Source organism: Nocardioides sediminis, from assembly GCF_003047295.1.
Lineage (GTDB): Bacteria > Actinomycetota > Actinomycetes > Propionibacteriales > Nocardioidaceae > Nocardioides > Nocardioides sediminis.
Map to the genome: position 1 here is coordinate 397,924 of NZ_PZYZ01000002.1, position 12,608 is coordinate 410,531.

Here is a 12,608-nt window from a genome sequence, read left to right on the forward strand (position 1 = left end):
GATGGACACCCTGAACCTGCTGCTGGACGGCATGGCCAACGCGCTGACGCCGCAGAACCTCGCCTTCGCCGCCGTCGGCGTGCTGCTCGGCACCTTCGTCGGCGTGCTCCCGGGCATCGGCCCCGCGATGGCGGTGGCGCTGCTGCTGCCCATCACGTTCGGGCTGGAGCCGACCCAGTCCTTCATCCTCTTCGCCGGCATCTACTACGGCGGGATGTACGGCGGGTCGACCACCTCGATCCTGCTCAACACCCCCGGCGAGTCCGCGTCGGTGATGACGGCCATCGAGGGCAACAAGATGGCCAAGAAGGGGCGCGCCGCCCAGGCGCTGGCCACCGCCGCCATCGGCTCCTTCATCGCGGGCACGATCGGCACCCTGCTGGTCGCGTTCTTCACGCCCTCGCTGGCCGACCTGGCCGTCGAGATCGGTGCCGCGTCGTTCTTCGCGATCATGCTGCTGTCGCTGGTGCTGGTCACCGCGGTGCTCGGCTCCTCCAAGCTCCGCGGCTTCATCGGGCTGTTCATCGGCCTCACCATCGGCCTGGTCGGCCTCGACCTCTCGACCGGCCAGGCGCGGCTCACCGGCGGTGTGCTCCAGCTCGCCGACGGCATCGACATCGTGGTGGTCGCGGTGGGCATCTTCGCGATCGGCGAGGCGCTGTGGATCGCGGCGCACCTGCGCCGGACGCCGCTCGACGTCATCCCGGTGGGCCGGCCGTTCATGAGCCGTGACGACTGGTCCCGCTCGTGGAAGCCGTGGCTGCGCGGGACGGCCCTCGGCTTCCCCTTCGGTGCCCTGCCCGCCGGCGGCGCCGAGACCCCGACGTTCCTCTCCTACGTCATGGAGCGGCGCCTCTCGCGCAAGTCCGACGAGTTCGGCCACGGCGCCATCGAGGGCGTCGCCGGCCCGGAGGCGGCCAACAACGCCAGCGCCGCCGGCATGTTCGTGCCGCTGCTGGCCCTGGGCCTCCCGGTGACCGCCACGGCGGCGGTCCTGCTGGCCGCGATGCGCACCTACGGCATCGTGCCCGGCCCCACGCTGATGGCCGACCAGGCCGACCTCGTGTGGACCTTGCTGGCCAGCCTGCTGATCGGCAACACCCTGCTGCTGGTCATCAACCTCCCGCTCGCGCCGCTGTGGGCCAAGCTGCTGCGCATCCCGCGACCGCAGCTGTACGCCGGCATCCTCTTCTTCGCGTCCCTGGGCGCCTACGCGGTCAACCAGAGCGCCTTCGACGTGGCGCTGCTGCTCGTCTTCGGGGCCATCGGGTTCGCCGTACGCCGCTTCGGCATCCCGATCCTGCCGCTCATCCTCGGTGTCATCATCGGCCCGCTGATGGAGACCAAGATGCGCGAGGCGCTGGACCTGTCCAACGGCGAGATCAGCGGGCTGTTCAACGAGCCGCTGGCGATCTTCGTCTACGTCCTGATCCTGCTCGCCCTGGTCGTGCCCACGATCGTGTCCCGGGTCCGAGGCCCGGTGCCCACCCCCGCAACATCCGAGTCGGAGGTCTCCTGAATGGCTGTCGTGATCGGCTTCATCCCGGACGAGTACGGCGAGGCCGCCCTCGCCCACGGCATCGCCGAGGCGCAGCGCCGCCAGACCGGCGTCGTGGTCGTCAACAGCACCAAGGGCGACGCCCTGGTGGACCGGCGCTACCTCGGTGAGGAGGGCAAGGTGACCCTCGAGCAGCGGCTGGCCGAGAGCGGCGTCGAGCACGAGCTGCGGCAGACCATGGGGCGCGACATCGCAGACGAGATCCTGGCGGTGGCCAAGGAGGTCTCCGCCGACGCCGTCGTCATCGGCATCCGGCACCGCACCCCGGTCGGCAAGCTGATCATGGGCAGCGTGGCCCAGCGCGTCATCATCGACGCCACCTGCCCGGTCATCGCGGTCAAGCCCGGCTGACGGCGTTCCAGAGCCCGGTCCAGGAGTGGCCGAGCTCGACCACCAGCCCACGCAGCAGCGGGAGGCTGACCCCGACCACGTTGTGGTGGTCGCCCTCGATGGACTCCACGAAGGCGCCGCCCAACCCGTCGATGGTGAAGGCGCCGGCGACCCACAGGGGCTCGCCGGTGGCGACGTACGCCGCGATCTCCTCGTCGCTCACGTCGGCGAAGTGCACGGTGGTGCTCGCCGTCGCCGCCGCGACCCGTCCCGTGGACGCCTCGCGCAGGCAGTGACCGGTGTGCAGCACGCCGCTCTGGCCACGCATCCGGCGCCAGCGCTCGATCGCGACCTCGGCGGACTCCGGCTTGCCCAGTGCCTCGCCGCCGAGCTCGAGCACCGAGTCGCAGCCGAGCACCAGCGCCTGCGCGGGCACGTCCTCGCGCACGGCCACCGCGCCGCACTTGAGCTCGGCGAGCTGCAGCGCCAGCTCGGCCGGCGGCAGCTTGTCGAGCTGGGTCTCGTCGACGCCGCTGACGATCACCACCGGGTCGATCCCGGCCGAGCGGAGGGTGGCCAGGCGGGCGGGGGAGGCGGAGGCGAGCACGAGCTGCATGTCGCCGACCCTAGGCGGTGGGCCTGAGGGCTCGGGTGTGGGCAGTCACAGCCCACTGATGGCTGTGACCGTCCGCAACCTCGGCTGTCCACAGCTCCGGACGTTCAGGTGTGGGACGCGCCCGCGACGTGCACCCTCTCTCCGTGCCCCGACGCCGCGACTCCCGCCTCGACAGCACCGCGCTGCGGCGGCTCATGGACCGACAGTCCGGTGTCGTCTCACGACGTCAGGTGAAGGCGGCCGGCGGCGACGACGTCGACATCCGGAACAAGGTCCGGCGCCGCGAGTGGGCCCGGGTCCACGACGGCGTGTACGTCGACCACACCGGGCCGCTGACCCGGTCGCAGCGGGTGTGGGCCGCCGTGCTCCTCCACTGGCCCGCCGCAGTGCACCGGCAGACCGCGATGGAGCTGTACGGCCTCCGGCGGGACCGCCGACAGCCGGGCCCGGACGATCCCGTGTGGGTGATGATCGACGCTGGCAGACGTTCTCCCGCGCCCGTCCCTGGCGTCCGGGTGGAACGCATCCGTGACGCCTCCACCTGGCTGACCTCGCACCGGTGGCCGCCCCGGGTCACGGTGGAGCTCGCGCTGCTCAAGGTCGCCTCGCAACGCGACCTCGCGGGTGCCGTGGCCGTGTTGGCCGACGCCTGCCAGCAGAGCCGCACGGACGTCACCAGGCTGCTGACCGCGCTCGATCGGCTGGGCAACCTGCCCGGTCGCGCGGCGCTGGTCGAGGTGCCGCGGGACGTGGCCGACGGTGCGTACTCGGTGCTCGAGCGCCGCTACATGCGGGACGTCGAACGAGCCCACGGGCTGCCGGTCGGGCGTCGCCGGTTTCGTGAGTCGTCCGACGGTCGCACGGTGGCCAGGGACGTGAAGTACCCGGCGCAGGGTGTCGTTGTCGAGCTCGACGGACGGTTCGGTCACCGCGACCTCGAGGACAGGTGGACCGACCTCGACCGGGACCTCGCTTCCGCCGTGGACGCCCTCCTGACAGTGCGACTCGGGTGGGCCCAGGTGCTCTCCCCGTGCCGCGTGGCCACCGCGATGGGGACGATCCTCAGGGCCCGCGGGTGGACGGGCACCCCGGCGGCGTGCCGCACCGGGTGCCCGGTCCCCACGTCGTGGGCGGTGGCAGCCCACTGATGGCCGCTACCGCCCGCAGCCTCAGAGCCGGGCGAGCGCCGCGCGGAGCGGGTCGAGCCCCAGCGAGCCGAGGTCCAGCGCGGCGCGGTGGAAGGCCTTGAGGTCGAAGTCGTCGCCCTGGCGCTCCCGCACGTCGTCGCGGGCCTGGAGCCAGATCCGCTCGCCGACCTTGTACGACGGCGCCTGCCCCGGCCAGCCGAGATAGCGGTTGATCTCGAAGTCGAGGACGTCCGGCTCGATCTGGCTGTGCTCGCCGAGGAACTCGCGGCCCAGCTCGGGGGTCCACGTCTCGCCCGGGTGGAACCCGAACGGGTTGTCCGCCGGGATCTCGAGCTCGAGGTGCATGCCGATGTCGACGATCACGCGCGCGGCCCGGAAGGACTGCCCGTCGAGCATGCCGAGCCGGTCGGCGGGGTCGGCCAGGTAGCCGAGGTCGTCCATCAGCCGCTCGGCGTACAGGGCCCAGCCCTCGCCGTGGCCGCTGACCCAGCACATGAGGCGCTGCCAGCGGTTGAGGCTCTCGCTGCGGTACGCCGTCTGGGCGACCTGCAGGTGGTGTCCCGGCACCCCCTCGTGGAAGACGGTGGTGACCTCGCGCCAGGGGTAGAAGTCCTCGATACCGTCGGGCACCGACCACCACATGCGACCCGGGCGGACGAAGTCCTCGGACGGGCCGGTGTAGTAGATGCCGCCGTCGTTGGTCGGGGCCAGCATGCACTCGATCCGCCGGACCGGCTCGGGGATGTCGAAGTGGACGTCGGCCATGTCGGCCAGCGTGCGGTCGGCCAGCTCCTGCATCCAGTCGCGGAACGCCTCGCGGCCGTGCACCACCCGGGCCGGGTCGGCGTCGAGGTGGGCGACGGCCTCGGCGACCGTCGCGCCGGGCTTGATGCGGTCGGCGGTGGCGGCCATGTCGTCGGCCAGCCGCTTGAGCTCCTGCCAGCCCCAGGCGTAGGTCTCCTCGAGGTCGACGGTGGCGCCGAGGAAGTAGCGGCTGGTCAGCGCGTAGTGCTCGCGCCCGACGGCCTCCTTGTCGCGACCCTGGGGCTCGAGCTCGTCGGACAGGAACAGCCCGAAGTCCGCGAAGGCGCGGGTCGCCGCCCGCGCGTGCTCGCGCATCCGGTCGGCGAGCTCCCCGGTCGGGGCGCAGCGGTCCACGAGGCCGGCGAAGAAGTCACCGCTCTCGCCCGTCTCGCCGGTCCAGCCGCGGACCTGCTCGACGACCTTGGCGTACTGCGCGGCCGCCGACACCCGCCCGCGGGCGGCCTCGTCGGCCAGGGTCACGCGGTAGCCCTGCACGGCCGCGGGGATGGCGGCGAGGCGGGCGTCGATCGCCTCGAGCGCGACCTCGCCCTCGGTGGGCATGAGGTCGAAGACCTGGCGCATCCCGTGGATGGCGCTGTCGATGACCGAGACCATGCACCGGGAGATGCCCGCGTCCTCCATCTCCAGCTCGAGGCGGTGGCGCTCGAGGAAGGAGTCGCGGGCCGCGGCCTCGCGGTCGTCGACGGGGGTCGCGGCCTCCACGGCGGCGACGGCCCGGCGGACCAGGTCGACGCGGGCGTCGTAGCCGGCGGGGGAGTAGTCGGGCAGCCGGTCGTCGTGGCCGGCCACGCCGTAGTAGGTCGCGGCGATCGGGTCGAGGGCGCAGTAGTCCTCGACGAACTGGTCGCAGATGGCGTCGACGGTGCGGACGGCGGAGGTGGTCGTGTCGGTCACGGGGGTGACCCTACGACCCCGGGCCGGTGGTCTGTCAGCCGCTTTCCGTGCCCGGTCCGCGTCGTCTCAGCGAGGGCTCCCGCTGGACCGCCAGCCGCCCGGGCCGTGGGGGTGGGTGGTGCGGACCTTGCGGTGGTGGGCCGACCACTCGGGGGTACGACGGCGCGGGGGCTCGCCGGAGGCCGCCGAGCCGAGGGCGGCGAAGACCGCCACCAGGGCGGCGACCTCCTCCGGGGTGGCGTCGGGGTTGACCACGCGCAGCAGCGGCGGCGGCGCCGCCGGGGTCTCCTCCTCGCTCACAGCGGGATGTTCCCGTGCTTCTTGGGCGGGAGGGTCTCGCGCTTGGAGCGGAGCAGGCGCAGGGAGCGGACGATCTCGGAGCGGGTCTCGTGGGGGGAGATCACGGCGTCGATGTAGCCGCGCTCGGCCGCGATGTAGGGGTTGGCCAGCGTGTCGTCGTACTCCTGGACGAGCTGGGCGCGGCGCTCCTCGACGTTGCCGGCCTTCTCGGCCTCGGCGATCTCCTTGCGGTAGAGGATGTTGACCGCGCCCTGGGCGCCCATGACCGCGATCTGGCCGGTGGGCCAGGAGACGTTCATGTCGGCGCCGAGGTGCTTGGAGCCCATCACGTCGTAGGCGCCGCCGTAGGCCTTGCGGGTGATGACGGTGATCAGCGGGACGGTGGCCTCGGCGTAGGCGTAGATCAGCTTGGCACCGCGGCGGATGATGCCGTTGTACTCCTGGTCGGTGCCCGGCAGGAACCCGGGCACGTCGACGAAGGTGAGCACGGGGATGTTGAAGGCGTCGCAGGTGCGGACGAACCGGGCGGCCTTCTCGCTGGCGTCGATGTCCAGGGTGCCGGCGAACTGCATGGGCTGGTTGGCGACCACGCCGACGGGGCGGCCCTCGACGCGGCCGTAGCCGACGACGATGTTGGGGGCGAAGAGCGGCTGGACCTCGAGGAACTCCTGGTCGTCGAGGACGGCCTCGATGACGGTGTGCATGTCGTAGGGCTGGTTGGCGCCGTCCGGGATCAGGGTGTCCAGGGACCGGTCGAGGTCGGTGACCTCGAGGTCGGCGACCTCGTCGTAGGCGGGGGGCTCGTCGAGGTTGTTCTGGGGCAGGTAGGACAGCAGCGCCTTGACGTACTCGATGGCGTCGTCCTCGTCGGAGGCCATGTAGTGGGCGTTGCCGGACCTGGTGTTGTGGGTGCGGGCGCCGCCGAGCTCCTCGATGGTGACGTCCTCGCCGGTGACGGTCTTGATGACGTCGGGTCCGGTGATGAACATCGCGGAGGTCTGGTCGACCATGATCGTGAAGTCGGTGACCGCGGGGGAGTAGACGTGCCCGCCGGCGCAGTTGCCCATGATCATCGAGATCTGCGGGATGACGCCGGAGGCGTGCACGTTGCGGCGGAAGATCTCGCCGTACAGCCCCAGGGAGACGACGCCCTCCTGGATACGGGCGCCGGCGCCCTCGTTGATGCCGATGATGGGGCAGCCGGTCTTGATGGCCAGGTCCATGACCTTGGTGATCTTCTCGCCGTAGACCTCGCCCAGGGAGCCGCCGAAGACGGTGAAGTCCTGGGAGAACACGCAGACCTGGCGGCCGTCGACGGTGCCGTAGCCGGTGACCACGCCGTCGCCGTAGGGACGCTTGTCCTGGAGGCCGAACGCCGTGGAGCGGTGCCGGGCGAGCTCGTCGAGCTCGACGAAGGAGCCCTCGTCGAAGAGCAGCTCGATCCGCTCGCGGGCAGTCTTGCGGCCCTTGGCGTGCTGCTTCTCCACCGCCTTGGCCGACCCGGCGTGGACGGCCTCGTCCAGACGCCGCTCGAGGTCGGCGAGCTTGCCCGCCGTGGTGTGGATGTCGATCCCGGACCCCTCGGTGGGGACCTCGGTGCCCTCACCGGGCTGCGTCTGTGCACTCACGTCGTGTGGCCTCCTGTCGTCTGCGTCCGCCAATGTAGTGCCCATGACCTCCGCCCCGGCACCGCGCCCAGCACTCGACCCCGACCGCATCGTCGCGCCCGCCGGCTGGCGCGTCGAGGTCACCGAGACCACGCCGTCGACCAACGCCGCGGTCGCCGAGCGGGCCCGGGCCGGTGAGGAGGAGGGGCTCGTGGTGGTCACCGAGCACCAGACGGCCGGCCGGGGACGGCTGGACCGGGTGTGGGAGACCCCGGCGCGGACGTCGCTCACCTTCTCGGTGCTGCTGCGTCCCGACGTGCCGGCGCAGGACTGGACGTGGCTGCCGCTGCTGACCGGGTACGCCGTCCAGGCCGCCCTCGCCGACCGCATCCCGGAGATCGCCCTGAAGTGGCCCAACGACGTGCTGGTCGAGGAGCGCAAGCTCGCCGGCATCCTCGTCGAGCGCATCGAGACCCCGACCGGCCCGGCGGCCGTCGTCGGCGTCGGCATCAACGTCTCCCAGACGCTCGACGAGCTGCCCGTCGCCCTCGCGACGTCCCTCGAGCTCGAGACCTCCGAGGGCGTCGACCGCACCGCCCTGCTCAGCCAGGTGCTGGGCTCCCTGCACGGCCTCCAGGGCCTGATCGAGGACACCGCGTCGCTGCGGGCGGCGTACTCCGACGTGTGCTCCACCCTGGGGCGTGAGGTGGAGGTCCACCTGCCCGGCGGTGCGGGCGGGGTGGAGGTACGACGCGGCGAGGCGCTGGACGTCGACGGTCGTGGCGCGCTCGTGGTCAGCACCCCCGAGGGGACGTTCACCGTCGGGGCCGGCGATGTCGTTCACGTGCGCCCGCGCCAGTGACATGATCGGGGCGTGTCCTACCCCGCCAAGCGCCTCGACGAGGGCGAGCACGTCGTGGTCTTCGGCGTCGTCGCCCCGATCTTCGGCTGCGGCACCCGGGCGAGCGAGCGCGTCGACGATGGCACCTGAGCGCCGGCGACGGGGACAGGGGGCCGAGGGCGTGGCCCCGGCTCCCGAGCGCTTCGACATGGCGATCCTGGGCGAGCCGCCGACGCTGACGGCGCTGGAGGTCGCCGAGGAGACCGGGGTGACGGTCGACCAGACCCGCCGGCTCTGGCGGGCGCTGGGCTTCCCCGACCAGCTGGGCGAGCGCGCCTTCACCCGTGCCGACGCCGACGCCGTGCGGGACGTGGTGGGGATCGTGGACAGCGGGGCCGTCGACTTCGACATGGCCGTCAACATGACCCGTGGCGTCGGCCAGACGATGGCCCGGCTCGCGGACTGGGAGGTCGCCACCCTGGCCAACCGGGTCGAGGAGCTCGAGGCCGGTCCGGACGCGACCGGGTCGCGGGTGGGCTCGGCGCTGCGCCTCATCGCCGACGTGGGCCCGCACTTCGAGCAGACCCTCATCTACGCCTGGCGCCGCCACCTCGCGGCGGCAGTGGCGCGGATGGAGGCGATGGGCGCCAACGACGAGGACCTGCACACCGTCGACGTGACCGTCGGCTTCGCGGACCTCGTGTCCTTCACGGCGCTCTCCAACGAGATGGACCGCGACAAGATCGGTGACCTGGTCGAGAAGTTCGAGGGCCGGTGCCACGACGTGGTGACCAACCACGGCGGCCGGATCATCAAGAGCCTGGGCGACTCGGTGCTGTTCGTCATCGCCGACGCCGAGGCCGCGATCGAGGTGGCCGAGGGGATCATCAACGTGATCGGTCGCGACCCCAAGCTGCCCGACGTGCGCGTCGGCCTGGCGTCGGGACCCGTGGTGCCGCGCCTGGGCGACGTCTTCGGCCCGCCGGTCAACATGGCCGCGCGGCTCACCGCGGTGGCCCGGCGCAACCGGCTGATCATCGACCAGCGCACCGCCGACCTGCTCCCCACCGAGGAGTTCGAGAGCCGCCGGCTGCCCGCGCGCCCGGTGCACGGGTTCGGGCTCGTCGAGCCGGTCGCCGTACGCCGCCGCTGACGCCGGGTCCGTCCCTCCGGGCCACAGCACGCCAACAACCTGGTCCGTGCGCAGCGCTGGACCAGACCATTCGTCCACGTTTGGGTAAAAGGCCTCGCGGCGTCATCTGAGTCCGACCAACCTTGGCCCGTGCTCAAGGTCCAGGACGTCAGCCTCGACCCGCACGAGCGGAAGGTGTGGAGGGGGGACCGGGAGATCCGGCTGTCCCGCAAGGAGTTCGACCTCCTCCACGCGCTGATGGCTCGGGCGGGCCTGGTGGTGACGCGCGCCGAGCTCATGGAGGACGTCTGGCAGACGACCTTCTGGACCTCGTCGAAGACCATCGACGTCCACCTCGGGTGGCTGCGCCGCAAGCTCGGCGACGACCCGCGGCACCCCCGGCTCATCACGACCCTCCGCGGTCGCGGCCTGCGCTTCGAGACGAGTGCCGAGACGGGCTGAGGAGTCCTGGGGGTCCACCCCCTAGGGTTTCCTGCGTGACGGAGCGCGCACCCACCCTCGCCGTGATCGGTGGCGGGCAGCTGGCCCGGATGATGGCGCAGCCCGCGATCGCCCTGGGCCTTCCCCTGCGACTGCTCGCCGAGACCGAGGGCGTCTCGGCCGCCCAGGTGATCCCAGACCACGAGGTCGGTGACTACACCGACCTCGAGACGCTGCGCCGCGTCACCTCCGGTTGCCCGGTCGTCACCTTCGACCACGAGCACGTCCCCACCGACCACCTGCGGGAGCTGGAGGACTCGGGCATCGCCGTGCGCCCCGGGCCGGAGGCCCTCGTGCACGCCCAGGACAAGGGCGTCATGCGGGCCCGGCTCGGGGAGCTGGGCATCCCGTGCCCACGCAACGCGCTGGTGAGCACCATCGGCGACGTGGTCGACTTCGGGCTGCCGTGCGTCCTCAAGACGACCCGGGGCGGCTACGACGGCAAGGGCGTGTGGGTCGTCCGCGACCTCGCCGACGCCGAGGCGGCCTTCGCGGCTGCCCGTGACGCCGGCGTGCACGTGCTCGCCGAGGAGCTGGTCGACTTCCGCCGCGAGCTCTCCGCGCTGGTCGCCCGGTCGCCCAGCGGGCAGGCCGCCTGCTACCCCGTCGTGGCCTCGACGCAGCTCGACGGCATCTGCTTCGAGGTCGTCGCCCCCGCACCGGACCTGTCGCCAGCCCTGGCCGGCCAGGCGCAGGAGATCGCCCTGCGCGTCGCCGGTGCGCTCGACGTCACGGGCGTCCTCGCCGTCGAGCTCTTCGAGACCACCGACGGTCGCATCCTCGTCAACGAGCTGGCGATGCGACCGCACAACACCGGCCACTGGACGCAGGACGGCGCGGTGACGTCCCAGTTCGAGAACCACCTGCGCGCCGTCATGGACCTCCCGCTCGGGTCGCCCGCCCCGCGGGCTCGCTGGACGGTGATGGTCAACATCCTGGGCGGGCCCACCGACAGCGGCCGGCTCTACGACGGGTTCCCGCACGCCATGGCGCGCGACCCGCACCTGCGGGTGCACCTCTACGGCAAGGACCTGCGCCCGGGGCGCAAGGTCGGTCACGTCAACGCCTACGGCGACGACCTCGAGGACTGCCTCGAGCGCGCCCGGCACGCCGCTGCCTGGTTCCGCGGCGACCTCGGCAACGAGAGCGAGTGAGGGTGAGTGGGATGGCTGCACGCGTCGGGATCGTGATGGGGTCGGACTCGGACTGGCCGGTGATGCAGGCCGCGGCCGAGGCGGTCGCGGAGTTCGACGTCGAGCTCGAGGCCGACGTCGTCAGCGCCCACCGGATGCCCGACGAGATGCTCGCCTACGGCCGCGAGGCCGCCGGGCGCGGCATCGAGGTCATCATCGCCGGCGCCGGCGGTGCGGCCCACCTGCCCGGCATGCTCGCCGCGGTCACCCCGCTGCCGGTGATCGGCGTGCCGGTGCCGCTCAAGACCCTCGACGGCATGGACTCCCTGCTCTCCATCGTGCAGATGCCGGCCGGGGTGCCGGTCGCGACGGTGGCCATCGGCGGTGCCCGCAACGCCGGACTGCTCGCCGTACGCATCCTCGCCAGCGGCGACCCCGCGCTCCAGCAGCGGATGGTGGACTTCCAGGACGGGCTCAGGCAGGCCGCGACCGACAAGGGGGCCGTCGTCCGCGGTGCCGCCGGCGGCGCCCGGAAGCTCGGCTTCTGACCGAGGGACCCGGCCCCGGGCGCCTCGTCGCGATCGACGTGGCGCGCTGCCTGGCGCTGCTCGGGATGGTCGCCACCCACGTCCTCGAGGCGCGCGACCCGGACGGGTCCCTGTCCCTGGGCCAGGCCCTGGCCGGCGGACGCGCCTCGGCGCTCTTCGCCGTCCTGGCGGGCCTGAGCATCGCCCTCGTGACCGGGCGCGGGCGACCGCTGCGGGGGAGCGCCCGCGCCAGGGCGTCGGCCGGCCTGGCCGTGCGGGCCGTGCTCGTGGCGGCGATCGGGCTGCTCCTCGGCGAGGTCGACTCGGGGATCGCGGTGATCCTCACCTACTACGGGGTGCTCTTCGTGCTGGCGCTGCCCTTCCTCGGCCTCTCCGCCCGCTGGCTGGGGGTGCTGGCGGTCGCGTCGCTGGTGGCCGCCCCCGTCGTCTCGCACCGCGTGCGTCCGTCGCTGCCGGAGCGGCAGTACTCCAGCCCCACCTGGGGCCAGCTCGTCGACGACCCCGGCGGGCTCCTCGCCGAGCTGACGTTCACCGGCTACTACCCGGCCGTGCCCTGGCTGGCCTATGTGCTCGTCGGGCTCGCCCTGGGTCGCCTCGACCTGTCGTCGCGGCGTACGGCGGCGTGGCTGGCCGCCGGCGGGCTCGTGGCCGCCGTCGCCGCGACCGCGGTGTCGCGGACCCTGACCGCGCGTCCCGACGTCCAGCACGCGCTGCTCACCGAGCCGCCCGCCCAGGACGCCGACGCGGCCGCCCTGCTCGACCGGATCGCGGGCGGCCTCCCCGGGACCACGCCGACCGGCGGAGCGTGGGAGTGGTTACTCGTGGTCGCGCCGCACACGGCGACGCCCTTCGACCTCGCCCAGACCATCGGCTCCGCGCTGCTGGTCCTCGGGCTGGCGCTGCTGGTGCTCGGCGCGGCGCGACCGACGTGGCGCCGCGCGGCGGCGGTGTTCTTCGGTGCCGGCACGATGACGCTGACCCTCTACTCGCTGCACGTGGTGGCCCGATCGCGTGACCTCCTGCCCTCGGTGCTGCGCGACAGCTACCTCTTCCACGTGCTGCTCCTGCTCGGCATCGGGTCGGTGTTCGCCGCCGCCCGCCTGCGCGGTCCCCTCGAGGGACTCGTCGGCGCCGCGTCCCGTGCGGTCGCCGGACGCCCTCGCCCCTAGGCTGAC

Annotated in this window: 13 protein-coding genes; 9 read left to right on the forward strand and 4 right to left on the reverse strand. The window is 72.7% G+C overall.

Features of this window, described 5'->3' with window-relative positions; genetic code table 11:
- The first annotated feature begins 1 nt into the window (after position 1).
- Positions 2-1,519, forward strand: a complete 1,518-nt coding sequence (locus DAI17_RS06710; RefSeq protein ID WP_107772122.1) for a tripartite tricarboxylate transporter permease — start codon at positions 2-4, stop codon at positions 1,517-1,519.
- Positions 1,520-1,909, forward strand: coding sequence for a universal stress protein (locus tag DAI17_RS06715; RefSeq protein WP_107772123.1), 390 nt, complete (start codon positions 1,520-1,522; stop codon positions 1,907-1,909). It abuts the gene before it with no gap.
- On the opposite strand, the gene DAI17_RS06720 is transcribed toward DAI17_RS06715, so the two are convergent.
- Entirely contained in the window at positions 1,896-2,504 is a 609-nt protein-coding gene (locus tag DAI17_RS06720) for a Maf family protein (protein WP_107772124.1), read from the reverse strand. The genes DAI17_RS06715 and DAI17_RS06720 overlap by 14 nt on opposite strands.
- 143 nt (positions 2,505-2,647) lie before the next feature.
- Between DAI17_RS06720 and DAI17_RS06725 the strand changes: the two genes are divergently transcribed.
- On the forward strand, positions 2,648-3,652 hold the full coding sequence (locus DAI17_RS06725) for a type IV toxin-antitoxin system AbiEi family antitoxin domain-containing protein (RefSeq protein WP_159081387.1): 1,005 nt from the start codon (positions 2,648-2,650) through the stop codon (positions 3,650-3,652).
- Between the two features lie 21 nt (positions 3,653-3,673).
- Here the strand turns inward: DAI17_RS06725 and DAI17_RS06730 are convergent, their stop codons facing one another.
- From DAI17_RS06730 to DAI17_RS06740, 3 genes are all read right to left on the reverse strand, one after another.
- Entirely contained in the window at positions 3,674-5,371 is a 1,698-nt protein-coding gene (locus tag DAI17_RS06730) for a DUF885 domain-containing protein (RefSeq protein ID WP_107772126.1), read from the reverse strand.
- 66 nt (positions 5,372-5,437) lie between these two features.
- Positions 5,438-5,671 carry an acyl-CoA carboxylase epsilon subunit gene (locus DAI17_RS06735; RefSeq protein WP_107772127.1) on the reverse strand — a complete coding sequence of 78 codons (234 nt, stop codon included), beginning with the start codon at positions 5,669-5,671 and terminating at the stop codon, positions 5,438-5,440.
- A complete protein-coding gene (locus DAI17_RS06740) occupies positions 5,668-7,242 on the reverse strand; it encodes an acyl-CoA carboxylase subunit beta (RefSeq protein WP_234412410.1) in 1,575 nt (524 codons plus the stop codon). The genes DAI17_RS06735 and DAI17_RS06740 overlap by 4 nt, the downstream gene beginning before the upstream one ends.
- A gap of 100 nt (positions 7,243-7,342) precedes the next feature.
- Between DAI17_RS06740 and DAI17_RS06745 the strand changes: the two genes are divergently transcribed.
- The 6 genes from DAI17_RS06745 to DAI17_RS06770 all read left to right on the forward strand — a co-directional run bounded on the left by DAI17_RS06745 (position 7,343) and on the right by DAI17_RS06770 (position 12,602).
- Positions 7,343-8,140, forward strand: coding sequence for a biotin--[acetyl-CoA-carboxylase] ligase (locus DAI17_RS06745; RefSeq protein WP_107772129.1), 798 nt, complete (start codon positions 7,343-7,345; stop codon positions 8,138-8,140).
- A 160-nt stretch (positions 8,141-8,300) separates the two neighbouring features.
- Entirely contained in the window at positions 8,301-9,272 is a 972-nt protein-coding gene (locus tag DAI17_RS06750) for an adenylate/guanylate cyclase domain-containing protein (protein ID WP_234412303.1), read from the forward strand.
- A 129-nt stretch (positions 9,273-9,401) separates the two neighbouring features.
- Positions 9,402-9,713, forward strand: a complete 312-nt coding sequence (locus DAI17_RS06755) for a winged helix-turn-helix domain-containing protein (protein ID WP_107772130.1) — start codon at positions 9,402-9,404, stop codon at positions 9,711-9,713.
- Positions 9,714-9,748: 35 nt separating this feature from the next.
- Positions 9,749-10,906, forward strand: coding sequence for a 5-(carboxyamino)imidazole ribonucleotide synthase (locus DAI17_RS06760; protein WP_107772131.1), 1,158 nt, complete (start codon positions 9,749-9,751; stop codon positions 10,904-10,906).
- 11 nt (positions 10,907-10,917) lie between these two features.
- Entirely contained in the window at positions 10,918-11,433 is a 516-nt protein-coding gene (purE, locus tag DAI17_RS06765; RefSeq protein ID WP_107772132.1) for a 5-(carboxyamino)imidazole ribonucleotide mutase, read from the forward strand.
- A 32-nt stretch (positions 11,434-11,465) separates the two neighbouring features.
- The gene (locus tag DAI17_RS06770) at positions 11,466-12,602 is read left to right on the forward strand and encodes a heparan-alpha-glucosaminide N-acetyltransferase domain-containing protein (protein WP_267894720.1); all 1,137 of its coding nucleotides are present in this window, start codon (positions 11,466-11,468) and stop codon (positions 12,600-12,602) included.
- Positions 12,603-12,608: the final 6 nt, after the last annotated feature.

Bases quoted from the DNA above. Each gene is read 5' to 3' on its own strand.
- DAI17_RS06710 (WP_107772122.1), top strand. From the start codon at position 2: ATGGACACCCTGAACCTGCTGCTGGACGGCATGGCCAACGCGCTGACG.
- DAI17_RS06745 (WP_107772129.1), top strand. From the start codon at position 7,343: ATGACCTCCGCCCCGGCACCGCGCCCAGCACTCGACCCCGACCGCATC.
- DAI17_RS06715 (WP_107772123.1), top strand. From the start codon at position 1,520: ATGGCTGTCGTGATCGGCTTCATCCCGGACGAGTACGGCGAGGCCGCC.
- purE (WP_107772132.1), top strand. From the start codon at position 10,918: ATGGCTGCACGCGTCGGGATCGTGATGGGGTCGGACTCGGACTGGCCG.
- DAI17_RS06720 (WP_107772124.1), bottom strand. From the start codon at position 2,504: ATGCAGCTCGTGCTCGCCTCCGCCTCCCCCGCCCGCCTGGCCACCCTC.